Raw genomic sequence first — 19,222 nt, 5'->3', positions numbered from 1 at the left:
AAAAAACACTCCTCTCATAAACTAGAGGAGTGTTCTTTTTAATCTCACGAAGCATCCGCGCTTTCAAACTGACTATTATAAAGCGAAGCATAGAAACCATTAGCTTTCAATAGCTCTTCATGATTACCTTGTTCTACAATATCCCCATCTTTCATGACAAGGATTAAATCTGCATCACGTATTGTTGATAATCTGTGAGCAATGATAAAACTTGTTCTGCCTTCCATGAGGTTTTCCATGGCTTTTTGAATCAGTACTTCTGTACGAGTATCGATAGAGCTTGTTGCTTCATCGAGTATTAGTATTTTTGGATCCGCTAGAAGGGCGCGGGCAATTGTTAATAATTGCTTTTGTCCTTGGGATACGTTGCTTGCTTCTTCGTTTAATTCCATATTGTATCTATTTGGTAAAGCCTTTACGAAGCTGTGAACGTGAGCTGCTTTAGCTGCTTCAATCACTTCTTCGTCAGTAGCGTCGAGTCTACCGTAACGTATATTTTCCATAATGGAACCGTTGAATAGCCAAGTGTCTTGAAGTACCATACCGAACATATTGCGTAAATCTTCTCGCGTGAAGTCTTTTATATCGTGACCGTCTATGCATATAGCACCGCTATTTAAATCATAGAAACGCATTAACAGCTTCACGATAGTTGTTTTACCTGCCCCAGTTGGTCCTACGATGGCTACCTTTTGTCCAGGCTGAATATTAGCTGAGAAGTTATTGATGATGATCTTATCTGGATTATATCCAAATTGAACATCTTTGAAGGTAACTTCTCCTTTAATCTCTTGAAGTTTAACTGGATTTTCTGCTTCTGGAATTTCCTCTTCTTCTTCTAAAAATTCGAAAACTCTTTCTGCAGCTGCAGCTGTGGATTGAAGTACGTTCGCGATTTGAGCTACTTGAGCGATTGGCTGCGTAAAACTTCTCACATATTGAACGAAGGCTAAAATATCTCCAACTGCGATCGTTTTCTTGACCGCAAGCCATCCGCCTAAAATAGATACAGCTACGTAACCGATATTACCGATAAACGTCATAATCGGCATCATCATTCCAGATAAAAATTGAGACTTCCATGCAGAGTGGTAAAGGGTATCGTTAACCTCTTCGAATTTTTTAACTTCTTCTTCTTCAGTGTTAAAGGCTTTTACGATATTGTGACCACTATAAATTTCTTCTACTTGACCGTTCACGTGTCCTAAATACTCTTGCTGGGATTTAAAGTACTTTTGTGATCTTTTTACGACTCCCATTATGAGCATCATGGATACTGGCAATATTAAAAGCGCTACTAATGTCATTTGCCAGCTTATTGATAACATCATGATGAGTACACCAATGATTGTAATAACGGATGTGATGATTTGCGACATACTTTGATTTAAAGTCTGGCTCACAGTATCTACGTCATTTGTAACTCTAGATAATACTTCTCCGTGTGTCGTTTTATCAAAGTACTTAAGCGGCATACGGTTAATCTTTTCATCAATTTCTTTTCTGAAGTTATAAGATACCTTTTGTGCTACTCCAGAAATGATATAGCCTTGGATAATGCCAAACACAGCGCTCACTATATATAATCCAAGGAGTATAACGACAATGTTTCCGATATAGGTAAAGTCAATTGCAGCACCTGGCGCGCCTGATACCTTGCTTACTAGTCCTTCGAAAAGTTTTGTTGTAGCTTTACCTAAAATCTTTGGACCTGCGATTGCAAAGGCGGCACTACCTATTGCAAAAATAATGACGATCAAAATTGATAACTTATATGGCTTTAAGTATTGAAGTAACTTATTCATCGTTCCCTTAAAGTTTTTTGCCTTCTCAATCTTTCTCATGCCGCCGCCCATATGACCGCCGCCACCAGGGCCAGGGCCGCCTTGTTTTCTATTTTCTATTTTTCTATCACTCATGACGAAAGTTCCTCCCTTGAAAGTTGTGATAAAGCAATTTGCTTATAAACCTCACAGTTTTCCATAAGCTCCTCATGAGTACCAGTTCCTACTATTTTTCCTTCATCAAGTACAATGATCTTATCTGCATTCATGATTGTACTGATTCTTTGTGCAACAAGTAGAACAGTACTTCCTGAAATCTCAGTGTTCAAAGCTTTACGCAATGCTGCGTCTGTCTTGAAGTCAAGAGCTGAGAAACTATCATCAAATATGAATATTTCAGATTTCTTAGTAAGAGCACGCGCAATAGAAAGTCTTTGTTTTTGGCCACCTGAAACGTTCGTACCGCCTTGTGATATATCTGTACGGAAGCTTTCAGGTTTCGCGTTAATAAACTCCATAGCTTGAGCGATTTCTGATGCTTTTACTAGTTCTTCTTCAGTTGCTTCTTTCTTACCGTATTTCAGATTACTTTCTATCGTACCTGAGAATAGAACTCCTTTTTGTGGTACATAACCAATTTTTTCTCTCAATTCCTTCTGTGATACTTCTCTAATGTCAGTGCCATCTATTAATATTTGACCGCTCGTTACATCATAAAAACGTGGAATTAAGTTTATTAATGTTGATTTACCGCTACCTGTACTTCCAATGAAAGCTGTCGTTTCTCCAGGCTTTGCGGTAAAGCTGATATTGGAAAGCACATCTTCTTCTGCACCTGGATATCTAAAGCTAACATTTTTAAATTCAACGTAACCATTCTTGTCTGAAGAGAATATTTTTGGTTCTTCTGCATCACGAATGCTAATGTCAGTATCTAGAACTTCTGCGATACGTTGTGCGGATACAGAAGCACGCGGAACCATAATGGATACCATAGAAATCATTAAGAAGGCCATGATGATTTGCATTGTATATTGCATAAATGCCATCATATCACCAACTTGCATATGTCCCATATCTACTTGGTGTGCTCCAACCCAAATAATAAGTACAGTAACGGCATTCATGATAAACATCATCATTGGCATCATAAATGACATTAAACGGCTTACAAATAAATTTGTTCTTGTTAAATCTTGATTTCCTTTTTCAAATTTCTTTTCTTCATACTTTTGGTTATTAAAAGCACGAATAACAAGCATACCTGTTAAAGATTCACGAGTGATTAAGTTAATTTTATCAACTAACTTTTGGATGCTCTTAAACTTAGGAATTGCGACGCTAAATAAACCAATGACTAAGCTTAAAATCGCGATAACTGCAACTGCGATAATCCATCCCATGGAAACGTCTGTAGTAAGTACCTTGATTACGCCGCCTATGCCTAAAATAGGTGCATAGAATACGATCCGAAGCATCATAACCATAAGTGTTTGCACTTGTTGAATATCATTTGTACTTCTTGTGATTAAAGATGCAGTAGAAAACTTATCAAATTCTGCATTCGAGAAGCTCGTAACCTTCCGGAATACTTTCTTTCTAAGGTCTCTGCCTAATCCAGCTGCTACTTTTGCAGCAAGTAAACTCACGATAACGGTAGCGGCCATACTAACTAAAGATAAAAGCAGCATTTTCCCGCCAGAAGTAAGAATATAATTTGTTTGAAGCTTATTCGTATTTATACCGATCGTTTTATACTCATTCTCAATAAATGGAACGGCTGACTGTGTAACCATGCTGCCTGGCATATTTTTAAACTTTTCATCTGCCTTTTCTTTCATTGCATCGATTTGACTTTGAGGCAATTTAGCAATTACTGCGAAAGGATCTGTATTTGGCGGAAGATTCGTCGGTGTTTGGCTGCCATCTGGCGCAGCGGATGTACCACCTTTTTCAATTCCCTCTGTAATTAAAATTGGTTTTCCGAATATATCGTTAAGTTCACTAATTGTATCTTTATCCTTTGTCTGTAGCTTATAAAGAGGTTCTTTATCAAGCTGTGGATAATCTTTTAAGTAATTTTGTAACTCACTTTGAGAAAGATCTTTCTTATCTAAAAGCACATAGTTGTCATCTATTTTTTTCTTCTCATCTTCATTCATAAAGAGCTTAAGTTTATCAAATTCACTTTTACGAATGACTTGAGGTACTGCGTTTTCTACACCTTTTTGCTGAATACCTACATTGACAATGTTAGACATGTAGTCTGGCAGTGATAAGTCACATACAGCTTGTACGGTTAAAAGACATATAACTGCAATGATTGAGGCAGTAAAAGGTTTTAAATGTTTTATGATCTTTAACATTTAATTCATCTCTCCATTTTCCTTTTCTAATTTTTTTAGCTTTTACTTCGTTTCTTTGCTTCATCCCGCATTAACGGGCAGTAAGACCCCCACCTCAAGATTCAGAGAAAAGCGAAAAAGAAAGGTGGGGGATAACTGCCCGTAAAAGCCCGATTGGTTCAACTAACCATTCGGAGGAAAAGCATCTCCGAATGGAAGTTTCACTTTATCCTTCATATTCTCAGTAATTCATTCTAACAGCTCTTTACGTCCTTTCGGCCAGAGGATAATTATAATTCTATGACTATATTAAGCTGTAATGCAACATTTAGAGTATAGAATTCATGATAAATAAATTTGTTAAATAATTTTAAAATTTAGTAAAAGTTGTAAAGTGGTGTTGCTGTTAGGGATGCTACACGAAGTAAAGAGAAGCATCCCATTTCGCCGCAAGCAAGAAGCAGCGTATGCGGGAATATGATGAAGAAATGGGAATGCAGTTTAAAAGGGGGATTATCATTTGATGTAACTTCTTTTCCTTATGGATGACGAATGTAAAACAGCCCCTTACAAGCCCCTACCAAGTAATAAATCACTACAAAAACAAAACAAAAAAACTACTACTACAAGAATTATCCAAAAAGAAATAGCATCGTAGTAATTTTTTAAAAAAATTTAAAATTAAATTACCACATTTCCTCTTCCATTCTTATATCTATTAAAGAAACAGCAATTTCATATTTGTCATTAAAGATGGGAGGAATACATATGGCAGTATACCGGAATGTACAGGTGAATTTTTGGCAGGATGATTTTGTATTGGACTTAACACCGGAGGAGCGATACTTTTACATATATTTGCTGACGTGCTCTAAAACTACGCAGTGCGGCATTTATCCGCTGCCGAAGCGTTTGGCGGAAATGGAAACAGGCTACAACAGAGAGACTGTTGAGAAGCTGCTGCAGCGGTTCATTGAATATGGAAAGATATTATATGATGCAGAAACGAAGGAGTTATATATCCAGAATTGGTTGCGTTATAACCCAGTTACGAACACGAACGTTGAGAAATGTGTATTGCGTGAGTTAAAGACTGTGAAAAGCAAAAAGTTTGTCCATATGTTCCTTCAAAAGTGCTTGGAGGAAGAGCTAAGCATTCCGCTATTACTGGAGCATTTCGACATGCCGGTTGAAGAGTCTCAGGCCGCTTCTCAAGACGAATCTGAAAGCTGTGAAGCAGATGAAAAAATAGATTCCGATCACAATGTATTCACGTTTTATGAACAAAACTTTGGCAGCTTGTCGCCATATACCGCAGAGGAACTGAGCGGATGGATTGATGACCTGTCGGAGGAGCTCGTATTGAAAGCACTCCAAATTGCTCATGAAAACAACAAGCGGACGCTTGCTTACGTAAAAGGTATTTTACGAGATTGGCATGGAAAGGGATATACGAAACTTAGTGAAGTAGATGCAGCGGCAGTGAAGTTCCGGAAGAAGGAACCGTCTGCTATTCATGAGACTGAGCAGTTTCTAGAGGAGTGTGAAGAGTGGGAGAAAAATGTACCGTCTGAAGAAGAACTGCAGAAGTTCTTGCAGGAAAAGGGGTGGCGTCCATGAGTATTCAAAACGTTGAGGCCGAACAGACGGTATTAGGGTCTTTGCTGCTTGATGGTGAATTGATTAAGGAGTGCCGCTTGACCGAGCAGCACTTCTCTATGCCTGTGCATCAAGCTATATTCAAGTTAATACGGAAAATAGAGGAAGACGGACAGCCGCTTGACCTTGTTACGCTTGTTTCGAGAATAGATCCTTCTTTTTTGGAACAAATTGGCGGGATTGAGTACTTTGTCAATATCATCGAGAGTGTTCCGAATACAGCTAACTTCTCCTATTACGAGGGGCTTGTTCGGAGCGCATGGAAAATGCAGCATGCGGGAATCATGGCACAAAGTATGAGTGAACGTCTTCTTGCGGAGAAGGATGAGAAAGTAATCGGTGAGACGATTACGGCACTCTGTGAACTAGAAGAGGTGGACTGTACACTAGATTTTGATTTGAAGGATGCGTTAGTCGGCTTGTATGAAGAGTTTCATCAGGACGCAGAAGAACTCATAGGCATTGAGACCGGCTTTTCCGCTTTAAATAAGATGACATGCGGCCTGCAGGAAGGTGACTTTGTTGTGATTGGCGCCCGGCCTTCCATGGGAAAAACAGCGTTCGCCTTAAATATTGCGCTTCATGCCGCAAAATCGGGTGCGGCAGTTGGATTGTTTTCTTTGGAGATGAGTGACAAACAATTACTAAAACGGATGGTTTCCTGCACTGGAGAGGTATCGGGAAAAAGGCTGAAAAATCCGAAGCACCGTTTTACGATAGAAGATTGGGAGAAAACAAGCCGGGCATTTGCGGAAATTGGGGATCTGCCGCTAGAGATTTATGATAAAGCAGGCGTCACAACACAGGAAATTTGGATGCAAGTACGAAAGCTGAAACGAAAGCATGCAGATCAAAAACTGCTCGTTATTATTGATTATTTACAGCTCATTACAGGCGATTCGAAATACAGGGGAAACAGGTTTCAGGAAATGAGTGAAATCTCCCGCAAGTTGAAGCTGTTGGCTCGTGATTTGAATGTGTGTGTCGTAGCGCTGTCTCAGCTATCACGTGCGGTGGAGTCACGCCAAGATAAGCGTCCGCTTTTGTCTGATCTGAGGGAGACAGGGCAGATTGAGCAGGATGCAGATGTGATTATGCTCATGTATCGGGAGGATTATTATGATCAGGAGACGGAGAATAAGGATGTTACAGAGGTTCATGTGGCGAAGCATCGGAACGGGCCTGTTGGGGTTGTGAAGTTAAGGTTTTTGAAGGAGTATGGGAGGTTTGTGGAGGGGATTTAGTAGGGAAGGATGTGTTGCAAAGAAGTGCGAGGAGTTGTGATAATCATTCCAAATTAATCTGAATCAGTGTCCCAAAAGCATTCCTCCTAAAAAAGTGAATTGACTATGTGAAACTTACATAGCCAATTTACTTTTAAATGATTTTCTATATTTAAAAGCGCTTAAGATCATTTCGGAATTGTAATTCATGAGCATCTGAATTGAAGAAAGTTGTATCTTACCAGATATGTATACTTAGCTATTCTTTTTCGTTGCGGATATTGTATTTTTTTAACCGACGGATCAGTGAGGTTTGGGTAATTCCAAGAACTTTTGCAGTTCTACGTGTAGTCTTATTTTCCTTAATTGCCTGTTCAATAATTTTTTTTTCCATACTTTCGATAATCTCGCTTAAATTGTTGCCTTTTTTCAGAGACTCTAAAGCTTCTTTTTCCATGTTTACTGAGAGAAAGCGCTCTGGTAAATCGTGAATCGAAATTTCTTCCCTTTTAGCCATAATAACGAGCTGCTCAACAGTATTTTCTAACTCGCGTATATTTCCCGGCCACTGATAACGTTGTAAAACATCTAGCGTTTGCTTCGAGAAGGTACGTGTCTGGTTGAATATCTGGTTATATTTTTGCAAATAGAAATGGAGAAACGGAAAAATATCTTCTTTCCGCTCGCGTAGTGGCGGAATGTTTACTGGTAAAACATGAAGGCGATAATATAGGTCAGCTCGGAATTTTCCTTCTTTTACCATTTTCTCAATCTTGCGGTTTGTTGCTGCAATAATGCGAATATCAGCCTTTACTAACTGTGAACCGCCAATAGGCATATAGGTCTTGTCCTGCAGCAATTGAAGGAGCTTAGGTTGCAGATGTAGCGGAAGTTCACTAATTTCATCCAAAAAAAGCGTTCCTTTTGCGGCTATTTTGACCAGCCCTGGCTTACCTTTTGGATTAGCACCTGTAAAGGCTCCCTTGTGGTAGCCGAACAATTCAGATTCGAGAAGTGAATCGGGAATTGCTGCACAATTTAAGTGGACAAAGGGTTGACTGTTTCGTTCGCTTAACTCGTGAATACGCTTCGCAACTACGTTTTTTCCAACTCCCGTTTCTCCGTTAATGAGCGCAGTTGAATCAACACTTGCCACTCTTTCCATGATTTCAGCAAGCGAATTATGTACTTTGCTATGTCCGATAAAGGACTGTTCCTCCTTGCTTAGAATATACTGGGTATTCATTTTTCTTATTTCTAGTAAATACCGCTTCAATACGGGGGCTAATTCTTCCCATTCTAGTTGGGAAATATTCTCCATCCAATTGCTTATATCATGACCATGTGCTACAAAATAAATGGGGTTTTCCTGCTCATCCAAAATAATTTCCCCTGTTACTGTCATCTTATTTCCACCAGTAATTTCTTGTACAGTGGTTACAGTACTTCCATTTTGTAAAGCCATTTCGATTACGGATGGAGTGAAAGCACCCTCTTTTTTCAGAACGAAAATATTCTTACCAATCAAATCCTCCTTGCTTTTGTTAAAAATCTTACAACATGCTTGGTTTACCCACATAATCGTTCCATTTTTGTCAACAATATTCATCCCACTTTCAAGACTGTCGAGAATTTTTAAGAGATATTTGTTTTCAATTTGGACAGGAATGTCGTACATGGCTTGAAGCCTCCTATGCATGCATCTATTTTGAACCACAAGCGGTTCAAAATAGATGGAAATTAGTGAAAAGAACGAACCATTTATGAATCTGTTGAAACGAATTTAATTCATTATATCTCACAATAGCTAGATTTAAAGTTATTTTTTATAATTTTCTGTCTATTTACGCTGCTTTCGTTCCAAATTTATGGCATGATTATTGCTTTATAAAAGTGTACCGGGCGAAATTATTAATTTATACGAGGAGGTATTTAATAGAATTTTTCTGTTTATTAGGATTTCTTCCTTTTATTAGAATGTTGGGGGAACCGCAATTTTTGCTAACAGAGAAAAATATTTTATCCTAGGAATGTCGTTTCATTTATTTTGGATTGTTTTTTGAACTGTTTTGGCTTCACTGATCATGTTTATTATTCTGAAAAAATCTTTACGATTTGTACTCTTGAAATAAATCTTACCAATTGTTTAATGAAAGCGCTTTAACTCTACATTATTATAAATAGACTGATTACAAAATTGCCTAAAAATGAAAAAGGATGGTGTGTTTATGAATGCAAATCTAGTATTTATCAATGGTGAAGTTATTACATCAGACAGACAAAACTCAATAGTAGAATCTGTAGCAATAAAGGATAATCGAATAATAGGGGTCGGTTCAAATTTAGAAATGAAGGAATTCATTGGGGAGAAGACTGAAGTCATTGACTTAGCAGGCAAATCCCTCCTTCCTGGATTTATTGATTCTCACACACACCTGGTTTTATATGGGGTTTTTCAATTGAATATCAGTTGTAAAGAAAGTCACATCGACTCTGTTGCAGCTTTGCTGAATGAGCTTAAGAAAAAATCGTTGGAAACACCAAAAGGCGAGTGGATAAGAGCTTGGGGGTTTAATGAAACCACAGTAAAGGAAAAGCGGTATCCAACGATTGCTGAGCTAGATGCCATTTCAACTGATCATCCAATCATCATTTCTCGTACATGTGGACATATCTGTATCGTAAACACAGTAGCATTGGAGAAGGCTGGATTTGACGAAAAGACACCGAATCCTCAAGGTGGAGTAATTGAAAAAAATGAGAAGGGGGAAATTACAGGTAAATTATTTGAAGCTGCAAATATGAAGATGAATGATGTAGCAAGCTATACAGATGACGAACTTATGAAAGCTGTTAAAATAGCGTCGGATCATTTCATTTCAGGAGGTATCACGAGTATTCATGAAGCAGCTACTTTTGATTCCAATTGTTATCGTTTGTTACAAACAGCTATAAAAACCAAAGACATCCGTGTTCGGGTATATGCAATAATCGGTACCATAAATGAATCCGATAAATTTGTAAATAAAATGATGAATGCAGGGATAGTAACCGGTACAGGAGATGAGAAATTCAGAGTCGGGCCGGCTAAAATATTTTTAGATGGAAGTAGCTCTGGTCCCACGATTGCAACTCGAAAACCATACTCCAGTGATCCTAACAATTTCGGGATTCTTTATTATAGTGAGGAAGAAATATACAAGGTTCTAGGTGAAGCACATAAGAAAGGCTATCAAATTACCGTACACGCTCAAGGTGATAAAGCCATTGAAATGTATTTAAATTGTGTAGAAAGAGCGTTAAAAGAAACTCCAAGGAAAAATCACCGTCATCGAATCGAGCATGCAGGAGTTTCAACCCCGGATTTACAAGAAAGAATGAAACAACTTGAAGTTATTCCTATTCCAAACCCACCATTTCCATATGAATATGGCGAGATATATGCTCACAATTATGGTGAACGTGTTAATTATATGTACGCTGCTCGTGATTATATAGATAAAGGTATTGTTGCAGCGGGTAGTTCAGATGCACCGGTTACTGATTATAACCCTTTATTAGGAATTCATACTGCAGTTAATAGAAAAAGCCAATTTGGAGCTGAAATTGGCACTAATCAATCCATTAGTGTACTAGAAGCTATTAAACTTTACACATGGAATGGCGCTTATGCAAGTTTTGAAGAGGATATAAAAGGCAGCCTAGAGGTAGGGAAATTAGCTGATTTAGTTATTTTAAATGAAAGTATTTTAAAAGCTGAACCAGACAGTATTAAGGATTTGAAAGTGGAGACAACGATTATTGATGGAGAAATTGTCTATCAAAAAGAGAATGATTTAATAATGAAAAATTAGATCTAGGCAAAAGGATTTGTTAATAAAAGGAGTTTCATTACAATTCTATTAATTTCACATTATTCTATTAACAAATCCTTTTGTGATATTGGCTCTTAATCCATAAAAATTCAAACTATGAAATAGGAGGTCGAGCATATTTTGAAATATATTAAACTCTTGCTCTTAATCCCTTTTATAGGGGTTGTAGGATTCTTGCCATTTGCAAATAGAATTGAGCCTTACGTGTTAGGAATGCCTTTTCTTTTATTTTGGATTGTATTTTGGATGGTACTTTCTTCGATTATTTTAACCATTGTTTATAAGCTTGATCCTGATAATCAAGGGGGGGAGACAGAATGAATATATCATTATTTATTATTTTTATTTTCTTAATCCTATCTCTTTATTTAGGGATAGCAGCAAGAAGAGGAAAAAAGATGAATTTGCAGCAATTTGCAGTTGGGGGCAGAGGTTTTGGAACCTTGTTCGTATTTCTATTAATAGCTGGAGAGGTTTATACGACTTTTACTTTTCTAGGCGGAAGTGGTTGGGCGTATTCCAAAGGTGCTGCTGCATATTATGTGCCCACGTATATATTTCTAGCATATATAATATCTTATTGGATTGCACCTAAAATTTGGAGATACGGTAAAGAACATGGTATTATTTCACAACCTGACTATTTTGCATCTAAATACGATAGTCGTGCAATGGGGGTTATAGTAGCTATTGTGGGAAGTTTAGCGATCATACCATATATTTGTATACAAATGAAAGGGTTAGGAATTATTGTTTCAGAAGCTTCTTACGGGGCTATTTCACCAGTAGTTGCAAGTATTATAGGTGCAATAGTTATTACAACATATGTAATATTCTCTGGTATTCATGGCTCAGCTTGGACAGCTGTGATTAAAGATATTATGATTTTGGGAGTAGTTATTTTTTTAGGCCTATACATCCCTATCCACTATTTTGGTGGGATTCAGCAAATGTTTAAGTCTGTTCAGGCTGTTAAACCTGAATTGTTAACGTTAGCCAATCAGGGACTAAGTGTACCGTGGTTTATCTCTACTATCCTTTTAAATGCAATCTCTTTTTATTTATTACCGACTTCTTTCTCTGTGGTTTTCTCAGCAAATGGTGAAAAAGCACTTCGCAAAAATGCAATTACCCTACCTTTATACACCATATTATTGCTCTTTGTTTTTTTTATTGGCTTTTCAGCTATCATAAAAATCCCGGGTTTACAAGGAGCTGATGGAGATCTTTCTCTTTTAAGATTATCTATTCAAACATTTGATCCTTGGGTCATTGGAATAGTTGGAGCAGCTGGTTTACTAACGGCTTTAGTACCAGCATCTGTTATGTTAATGTCTGCATCTGTTGGCTTAACAAAAGGGGTTTACAATGTTATTTTTCCAAAAGCCACCGAAAAGCAACAATTAGTAGCCTCAAAACTATTCATCATTATCCTTTCTTTGACTGCTTTAATCTTCACAGTATTTGGCGGGACAGCACTTGCACTGTTAAACATCATGTCATACAGTCTTATCGCACAATTGGCACCTGCATTGTTCCTTAGCTTTTCCTCAAAAAATTATATTAATAAATATGGCGCAATGACTGGAATTATTACAGGAGTGCTCATTGTATTGTATGCTACGATTTTCAATATAAAAATCGCAACCTTTTTTCCAACAGTCCCACACACTATTAACGACATTAGTACAGGAGCAATAGCATTATTTATGAATATTGTAATAACCACTATTGTAAGTTTAGCTTCAAAACATATACCGATTAAAAGGGGTTCCACCATATCACCATCAAGTTAAGAAATTAATTGTTCCCCAAAACGAAAAAAATGACCTGAATTCTCATAGACAACTGTGGTGAGATAAAATTTTTGTTTTGGGGGTACTTTAAAATATTAGCTTGATGGGCATGGGGTAGCACTAACAAAATGCGAATTTCGTACGCTAAGCAAAATTCTACAAAGAAAAAGCCGATTTCCTGTACGCTAAGGGGATGAACTTGTTGCTTTGAAATAAAGTTTGACCAAAAATATTAATTGAAAGTGTATTTTGCAACAAACAAAATGGATTCTACGGTTTTGAATTTAGATTGAGTTTTTATAAAAAATTCGATTATTGTAGGTTACTTTTTGTTGAATATTAATACTCGTTAATTATTGCTTTAATTACTATTTAATGAATCTGCTTCAAACTGTTTATAGGCTTCTTCTATTCCCATAATAACATTTTTAATCTTCATATGCCCTTCAGTATATACAGAGTGGTCTCTTATTTATTCCCACATATAATGGTACTTTTTGATATTATTTGTTTCACAAATGATAATATCTGTAAAATCCTTTCCAGGTAAGGCTTCCGCATCAAAGAAACGCACCTGCACTTCGGGATATTTTAAAGTAATTTCTTTAAGCTCATTAGCTCGTTTCCCTCTTTCTTCACGAGTCATAGCAAGCCAGGACGGATAAAATTCTACTAAAACAATAAAGATATGATTCATACTTCTTCCTTCCTATGATTGATTTTATTTGCTTTTAGATTATAACAAAATGCATACATTTTTTAGTTCAATAAGAAAAAACTTACATGACAATAGGATTTTTTTATCAAACTTTTTTACAAATTATCAAACTTTATTATAAACGATCACTTTAATAAACAAATTAAACTAAACGATTATTTAAATTGGCTCTGTTAAAGAATATTATTGAAATTTGATGTTTTCCTGAATTCTTGATACAATAAAAAACGAGAACAAATGTTCTGTTTGATTATCAAGGTGAGCAAAGCGTTTCATAACTATAGCAACAAATTACTACATACAAAAAAAGAACAAGTTTATCAAGGAGTCGTTCTAATTTAAGAAGGAAATTGAAATATAGGAACGAATATTTTGTACTGTATTTCGAGAAAAAATTTGATTGTGGAGGAATTATTTATGTATGTAACAATTTCAGACTTTATGAATGAATGGAATAGGGAAGCATTACTAACTCAAAAAGTTTTGGATGGTTTGACAGATGAATCATTACAACAACAAGTTTATCCAGAAGGTCGTACTTTGGGGAGAATTGCGTGGCATTTTACAACAAGTATTCCAGAGTATTTAGCTCATTTCGGGTTGAAGATAGATGGAGTAGAAAATGCAGAAAGTGTACCAATTTCAGCGAAGGAAATTGCTGAAACTTTTAAAAAGATAAGTATCGATGCAGCCAAAATTATTGAAGAACAATGGACAGATGAATCCCTCAAGCAAATACAAGAAGCCTTTGGAAGACAGGAGTCAAACGCTACAATCTTAATGGGGCTAATTAAGCACATTGTTCATCATCGTGGACAAGTTACAATTCTTATGCGTCAAGCAGGAATAAAACCATTTGGAGTGTATGGTCCTCCAAAAGAAGATTGGATTCATTTGGGAGTGGAAAATCCACCACTTTAGAAATAGTATAGAGTTACGGATTCATACTTCAACAAATAAAGGGAAACCTTTATTTTGAATGAAAGCATACAAGTTAGTAAAAGTGGTCATTAAATTGGCCACTTTTTTATTTATATAAATGAGTCGAAATCTCGGAATCTCCGTTGCCCGAACTATTTTTCTGATAGAACATACAATATACGGGTACCTTGTCGATTTGTGTTTCTTTGCTTAGAGCAAATCCGAATCCCCGGTACAAACTTACATTTTCTGCATTTACTCTAAAGCTTGAGCTACACTACAAGTGAGGTGGAGAATATGAACGGATTCGAACGACGGAAACAGAACAAAATTGAGCAAATATACAGCTCTTCATTTGAATTGTTCTCCAAACATGGTTTTCAAAAGGTAAGCGTGAATGAAATCGCTCAAAATGCGAAGGTTTCTCCCGCTACCATTTATAAATACTTTGGAACAAAAGAACAGCTCTATGCCGACATGCTTATGAATTGGATGGACAAACAGTTGGGGCAGTATGAGAAGATTCTGGATTCAGCGTGTTCCTTTCCTGAAAAGACGAAGGAAATCATGCTGCTGGAAGCTGAAAATTTACAAATTTTATCGGATAATTTTCAGAAATCCCCATTCTCTGAGGTGAGTGGGTTGATGCAAAGGCTGAAGAGTTATAATGAGCAGAAAGTCATGCGATTTTTTATGAAGTTTGTCGCGATTGGAAAGCAAGAGGGCTACATTCATAGAGATCAAACAGAAGAGATGATTATGCTGTGCTTCACGATGTACAAAAATGAGCTGGGTCGGTATTGGAAAGGGGCGAATCGAGAACGCATAGCGAGGAGTATGGATCAATTGATGGAGTTGTTTTTCTATGGGGTGGTCGGAGAGAAGCAGAAGTAGGACGAAATCGGAAAATTGACCGGCTGTCCCGTTAGGCAGAACCGTATCACAAATAAGTGATACGGTTTTTACTATTAGTTAAAAATCATAACAGTATAAAAATACATTAAGTTTTTCTTGCATTGAATTAAAATAAACTTCTTTTTCATTTATACGTTCAAAATTTTGGCTGTCATAAAATCCATAGTTACATCTATTATCTGTATATAGATATAAGGATTCCACATCCATACTTTTCATATAATTATGCAAATGATTCATTAGAGATTTTCCAACCCCAAGACCTCTAGATTCCCCTGATACAATAAATAACTGTATACAACCTTGAAAATCATCTTCTTTTTCTTTTATAAGTTCTTTATATGCATCTTGAACCTTTGAGAATTCTTTTATGAATTTTTTATTTTCCTTATTAGTCATGAGTACTTTAAGCATGGAATAGGCAATACTTAAAGTATTATGAGCTTTCTTTAAACGATTTTTGTCTTTTTTTGAATCGCCTAAAATAACACCAATAATCTTATTGTTTCTTTCTGCTACTTTGCTAAATGAACTTTCTAAAATACAACCTTGTAGATAGATGTTTAATACTGAATCTAAAAATTTCTTATCCTTAATAAATTCATTGAAGCCAAATGCTTCACCAATCAATGTTTTAACTGCTTCATAATCTTCTTTAACTAGGCTTCTGTATATTACTTGATCCATGTTTAAAAACTCCCTGTTATATAAGTAAACTTTCATTTCGTATTTTCTTGTAAATGCCTTATTATGATCATAAGGTCTCCCCTAAGAGGAGAGTCAACGATCATGTAAGAAAAAATATAAAGGAAGTGATTAGGGTGAAAAACTTATTTTCTATTGGGGAAGTTGCTAAAATAAAAGACATTACAATAAAAGCGTTAAGATATTATCACAAAATGGGGATTCTTATTCCAAAATATATTGATGAAACAACAGGTTATAGATATTATTCTATAGATCAATTTATTCATATAGATATTATAAAAAGCTGTAGAGAGTTAAGAACGAGTATAGTAGAACTTCAAGAGATTTTTAAGGACTGTGATACTGATGAATTACTAAAATTTTTACAATTAAAAAGATATGAAGCAGAAGAAAACATAAAGAAAATGCAAGAAGTAATCAAAACCATTGATAGCTTACATATGAAGGTAGAGAATTCTAAGGATATATTAAATAATGATGAAATATCTATTAAGTTCTTTGAACAGCGTTATGTAATTGTAGCACCATGTAAAGAAGTGGGAAGTTTACAGGAGTTACTTTACTATTCAGACTTAGAGAAAATCATTCAAGATAAAGAGGAGAAAATGTCACTGGAAAGAGGAATCATATATAGCTTTAATTCAGAGGGGAATGTAGAACCAAGGTATGTTTTTAGTAGATTTCAAGGGAATGCTAATATAGAAGTTGAACAAAATATAAAAATATTACCAAAGGGAAAGTATTTAACGTTAGCCTATAGTAAAGAGAATGAAGCGGAGCGTAGAAATAAAATAATTAAATATATAAAAGAACATAATTTAAAAGTTAAAAGTTTCATTGAAGTGGAGTTATTTAATGATTTTTTTAATACAGAATCCTATAGTTGTCAAATTCAAATGTTTATAGAAAATAATGAGTTAGTTGATGGTTAGGACATATACAAGTTAAAAAAACAAAATTACAAAGATTGGTTTATCAACCGGCCTAATTTTTTATAAATAAGGAAATAATAGAAACAAATAACTGTAAATATAGGAGGCCTTATTTATGAAACCCGATTTTTTACAAACCGTACACAAAGCCATTGGTAATATTGAACATATCCACATTGAAGAAAGTGGAGCAGACAGTTTACTCATTCATCATGATGATGTACAAAAATTAGAACAAGTTGCTGAGACATTAGAAAATCAAAAATTCCATTCTACAATTAGGAACAATGGGAATACAGCTTTTATTGAAGTGATAAACAGATGAAAAAGGTTCGGTTATATGCCGAACTTTTTCATATTTTTAAATCGAAACTTGGAATTCTTCTGCATATATAGCCGTTCCAGAGATTTCAAGTACGGCGAACCGAAACCTGGTCCGGTAAAAGAACGGAAGATTTTTATCGCCGATGTCAAGATTGGAAGCGAACAGGCGACTTATCAGGATATGGTGACCAGAGATGATTCCTCCAAAAAGTAAAATGGGTCATTTTCGGAATCATTTTTATAAAAATTAGAATTAAGAAATTAGCGCTCATCTGTGCATGATGGAGTGCTTTTTTATTTGCGTTTCATTACTATATCAATTCTGGTTACTTTAACTTTCATTCGTATGCAATAAAGTAATAGGATGATTAAAGGATTATACAAATATTTGGTAAAACAAAGTATACTTTATATGGATAAATATAATTAATAAATTTGATTAGGAGTGATTTACATATTTAGAGGAAATGCAAAAAGGATACTTATATTATTATTAACAAATCCAATTTTAATAATTGGATACTGGATTTTTTGTTATGAGTTAGCTTCATTCTGTAAGTATGGAAGAATGAATTATAATATTTATATTTTATTATTATGTATAGTATTTTTTATATCTGTAATTACATTTACTACAATGAGAATTATAAAAGATAGAGAATATGAATCTAAAAAATTAACTAATTTACCTGCATGGAAATACATTTCTATTATCATTATTGTTGTAATCACATCATTTTATGGGGTGAAGATTTATAAAAGTGCAACAAATTATGATGGCAAACTTGCATGGTTTATAGAAAGATTAAAAAATGAAAGATCAGTTAAATTTGAACATAATAATATATATGAATATGGAGTAGAAGGTATTTTTGAAGATATAAATAAAGAATATACTTTGCCAAAGAAATTATATATGGCAACTGATTTCGACCTTACATTTAATTCAGATGGAACAATTACAGCATTTGATACATTTGTTTATGGAAAAAATGCTCACGGGAAAGAGGAAACTTATTTAATAGCTTATGATAAGAAGAAGTCACAAGATATTACTATAATCCGAAATGGATATGCAAATCCTGATTATGATGATGATAAACTAGTAGAACCTTTAATTAAAACGGTTAAGGCTATTCCAGTTAAGCAAACAGTTAGTAAGTGGAATGGAAGTAAGTATGGATTGGTTTATTATGGAAAAAGAAATTGGGGATACAATACAGAGGGAATTATTAATATTAATGAGAATGGTAAGGAGCATAAACTTGAAGAAGCAACTTCTGAAATCATTGGATATACTGTATCTATATTTGTCCCTGGAAAAGAGAAGGAGATAATACCTGCTAGATATAACTTAATAGGTGATCCGAATTGGAGTAAACCAAATACGAATCCCAAGCAAAAGAGTTCTAAAGAGAAGCAACAAGATGTAACGAATAACAAGGAACAGTTTTACCTATCAAAAGAAGTTGGTTATAAACTAAATATGACAGAAAAAGCATTAGGTAGTGCTTTTTATTCACTAAGCAAGACTATTGATGGAGGTAAAACATGGGAGGTTATAAATACAGACCCATTCATTGGAGGAATTGGTAGTGTATCAGGAATAACTTTTATAAATGATAAACTTGGATTTTTAGGAGCAGTCAGACCTTCTGGTACTGAGGGAGAGTTATATCGTACAGATGATGGGGGCATATCTTTTAAAAAGGTAAATTATCCACCGCATGAAGTGAAATTAGATAATACACAGTCTATAATAAGTCCTTTTGATTCTCCAGGTATGCCTTATGAGAAAGATGGAGTTTTTAATATGTTAGTTGGACAAGGATCAGATGGAGATTACAATGGTAATAGTAGTGCACTTTATCAATCAAAAGATAAAGGGGAAACATGGGAATATGTAAAAGAAGTAAAAAAATAAATAAATAAATAAAATGATCTCTGTTGCAGGTGTAACGGTGAATCGTATCACAAATAAGGGAAAAGTATAAATAACCCATGAAGAAAATCTTCATGGGT

The 19,222-nt window shown here is 35.3% G+C and carries 15 protein-coding genes; 10 read left to right on the top strand and 5 right to left on the bottom strand.

Features of this window, described 5'->3' with window-relative positions; all coding sequences use genetic code 11:
* Positions 1-44: 44 nt before the first annotated feature.
* Positions 45-1,919, bottom strand: coding sequence for an ABC transporter ATP-binding protein (locus LRP84_RS05810; protein ID WP_230574214.1), 1,875 nt, complete (start codon positions 1,917-1,919; stop codon positions 45-47).
* The gene (locus tag LRP84_RS05805) at positions 1,916-4,150 is read right to left on the bottom strand and encodes an ABC transporter ATP-binding protein (protein ID WP_230574213.1); all 2,235 of its coding nucleotides are present in this window, start codon (positions 4,148-4,150) and stop codon (positions 1,916-1,918) included. Before LRP84_RS05805 ends, LRP84_RS05810 begins: the two co-directional genes overlap by 4 nt.
* A 747-nt stretch (positions 4,151-4,897) precedes the next feature.
* On the opposite strand from LRP84_RS05805, the gene LRP84_RS05800 reads away from it, so the two are divergent.
* Together LRP84_RS05800 and dnaB are read left to right on the top strand one after the other, a co-directional pair.
* Positions 4,898-5,749 (top strand): DnaD domain-containing protein, encoded by an 852-nt coding sequence (locus LRP84_RS05800; protein ID WP_230574212.1) that lies wholly within the window; start codon positions 4,898-4,900, stop codon positions 5,747-5,749.
* Positions 5,746-7,032, top strand: coding sequence for a replicative DNA helicase (gene dnaB, locus LRP84_RS05795; RefSeq protein WP_230574211.1), 1,287 nt, complete (start codon positions 5,746-5,748; stop codon positions 7,030-7,032). Before LRP84_RS05800 ends, dnaB begins: the two co-directional genes overlap by 4 nt.
* Positions 7,033-7,270: 238 nt before the next feature.
* Here the strand turns inward: dnaB and LRP84_RS05790 are convergent, their stop codons facing one another.
* Positions 7,271-8,689 carry a sigma-54 interaction domain-containing protein gene (locus tag LRP84_RS05790; RefSeq protein WP_230574210.1) on the bottom strand — a complete coding sequence of 473 codons (1,419 nt, stop codon included), beginning with the start codon at positions 8,687-8,689 and terminating at the stop codon, positions 7,271-7,273.
* A gap of 550 nt (positions 8,690-9,239) precedes the next feature.
* On the opposite strand from LRP84_RS05790, the gene LRP84_RS05785 reads away from it, so the two are divergent.
* From LRP84_RS05785 to LRP84_RS05775, 3 genes are all read left to right on the top strand, one after another.
* The gene (locus LRP84_RS05785) at positions 9,240-10,865 is read left to right on the top strand and encodes an amidohydrolase (RefSeq protein ID WP_230574209.1); all 1,626 of its coding nucleotides are present in this window, start codon (positions 9,240-9,242) and stop codon (positions 10,863-10,865) included.
* Positions 10,866-11,006: 141 nt separating this feature from the next.
* Entirely contained in the window at positions 11,007-11,207 is a 201-nt protein-coding gene (locus LRP84_RS05780) for a DUF3311 domain-containing protein (RefSeq protein ID WP_230574208.1), read from the top strand.
* The gene (locus tag LRP84_RS05775; protein ID WP_230574207.1) at positions 11,204-12,682 is read left to right on the top strand and encodes a sodium:solute symporter family protein; all 1,479 of its coding nucleotides are present in this window, start codon (positions 11,204-11,206) and stop codon (positions 12,680-12,682) included. Before LRP84_RS05780 ends, LRP84_RS05775 begins: the two co-directional genes overlap by 4 nt.
* A 472-nt stretch (positions 12,683-13,154) precedes the next feature.
* On the opposite strand, the gene LRP84_RS05770 is transcribed toward LRP84_RS05775, so the two are convergent.
* Positions 13,155-13,379 carry a hypothetical protein gene (locus LRP84_RS05770; RefSeq protein ID WP_302850573.1) on the bottom strand — a complete coding sequence of 75 codons (225 nt, stop codon included), beginning with the start codon at positions 13,377-13,379 and terminating at the stop codon, positions 13,155-13,157.
* A 438-nt stretch (positions 13,380-13,817) separates the two neighbouring features.
* On the opposite strand from LRP84_RS05770, the gene LRP84_RS05765 reads away from it, so the two are divergent.
* Together LRP84_RS05765 and LRP84_RS05760 are read left to right on the top strand one after the other, a co-directional pair.
* Positions 13,818-14,321, top strand: a complete 504-nt coding sequence (locus LRP84_RS05765; protein WP_230574206.1) for a DinB family protein — start codon at positions 13,818-13,820, stop codon at positions 14,319-14,321.
* A 297-nt stretch (positions 14,322-14,618) separates the two neighbouring features.
* Positions 14,619-15,215 carry a TetR/AcrR family transcriptional regulator gene (locus tag LRP84_RS05760; RefSeq protein ID WP_230574205.1) on the top strand — a complete coding sequence of 199 codons (597 nt, stop codon included), beginning with the start codon at positions 14,619-14,621 and terminating at the stop codon, positions 15,213-15,215.
* A gap of 78 nt (positions 15,216-15,293) precedes the next feature.
* Here the strand turns inward: LRP84_RS05760 and LRP84_RS05755 are convergent, their stop codons facing one another.
* On the bottom strand, positions 15,294-15,923 hold the full coding sequence (locus LRP84_RS05755) for a GNAT family N-acetyltransferase (protein ID WP_230574204.1): 630 nt from the start codon (positions 15,921-15,923) through the stop codon (positions 15,294-15,296).
* 134 nt (positions 15,924-16,057) lie between these two features.
* Here LRP84_RS05755 and LRP84_RS05750 point away from each other — a divergent pair, with 134 nt between their 5' ends.
* The 3 genes from LRP84_RS05750 (at position 16,058) to LRP84_RS05740 (ending at position 19,124) form a co-directional block, all read left to right on the top strand.
* The gene (locus tag LRP84_RS05750; protein ID WP_230574203.1) at positions 16,058-16,876 is read left to right on the top strand and encodes a MerR family transcriptional regulator; all 819 of its coding nucleotides are present in this window, start codon (positions 16,058-16,060) and stop codon (positions 16,874-16,876) included.
* 115 nt (positions 16,877-16,991) lie between these two features.
* A complete protein-coding gene (locus LRP84_RS05745) occupies positions 16,992-17,201 on the top strand; it encodes a hypothetical protein (protein WP_230574202.1) in 210 nt (69 codons plus the stop codon).
* Between the two features lie 444 nt (positions 17,202-17,645).
* On the top strand, positions 17,646-19,124 hold the full coding sequence (locus LRP84_RS05740) for a WD40/YVTN/BNR-like repeat-containing protein (protein WP_230574201.1): 1,479 nt from the start codon (positions 17,646-17,648) through the stop codon (positions 19,122-19,124).
* Positions 19,125-19,222 lie beyond the last annotated feature (98 nt).

Origin of the sequence: Bacillus rhizoplanae (assembly GCF_917563915.1) — a bacterium.
Classification (GTDB): domain Bacteria; phylum Bacillota; class Bacilli; order Bacillales; family Bacillaceae_G; genus Bacillus_A; species Bacillus_A rhizoplanae.
The sequence above is the reverse complement of the archived record's forward strand: the minus strand, read 5'-3'. Positions and strand labels throughout refer to the sequence as shown.

Coding starts and splice junctions, on each gene's coding strand:
- LRP84_RS05810 (WP_230574214.1), bottom strand. CDS start 1,919: ATGAGTGATAGAAAAATAGAAAATAGAAAACAAGGCGGCCCTGGCCCT.
- LRP84_RS05805 (WP_230574213.1), bottom strand. CDS start 4,150: ATGTTAAAGATCATAAAACATTTAAAACCTTTTACTGCCTCAATCATT.
- LRP84_RS05800 (WP_230574212.1), top strand. CDS start 4,898: ATGGCAGTATACCGGAATGTACAGGTGAATTTTTGGCAGGATGATTTT.
- dnaB (WP_230574211.1), top strand. CDS start 5,746: ATGAGTATTCAAAACGTTGAGGCCGAACAGACGGTATTAGGGTCTTTG.
- LRP84_RS05790 (WP_230574210.1), bottom strand. CDS start 8,689: ATGTACGACATTCCTGTCCAAATTGAAAACAAATATCTCTTAAAAATT.
- LRP84_RS05785 (WP_230574209.1), top strand. CDS start 9,240: ATGAATGCAAATCTAGTATTTATCAATGGTGAAGTTATTACATCAGAC.
- LRP84_RS05775 (WP_230574207.1), top strand. CDS start 11,204: ATGAATATATCATTATTTATTATTTTTATTTTCTTAATCCTATCTCTT.
- LRP84_RS05770 (WP_302850573.1), bottom strand. CDS start 13,379: ATGAATCATATCTTTATTGTTTTAGTAGAATTTTATCCGTCCTGGCTT.
- LRP84_RS05765 (WP_230574206.1), top strand. CDS start 13,818: ATGTATGTAACAATTTCAGACTTTATGAATGAATGGAATAGGGAAGCA.
- LRP84_RS05760 (WP_230574205.1), top strand. CDS start 14,619: ATGAACGGATTCGAACGACGGAAACAGAACAAAATTGAGCAAATATAC.
- LRP84_RS05755 (WP_230574204.1), bottom strand. CDS start 15,923: ATGGATCAAGTAATATACAGAAGCCTAGTTAAAGAAGATTATGAAGCA.
- LRP84_RS05745 (WP_230574202.1), top strand. CDS start 16,992: ATGAAACCCGATTTTTTACAAACCGTACACAAAGCCATTGGTAATATT.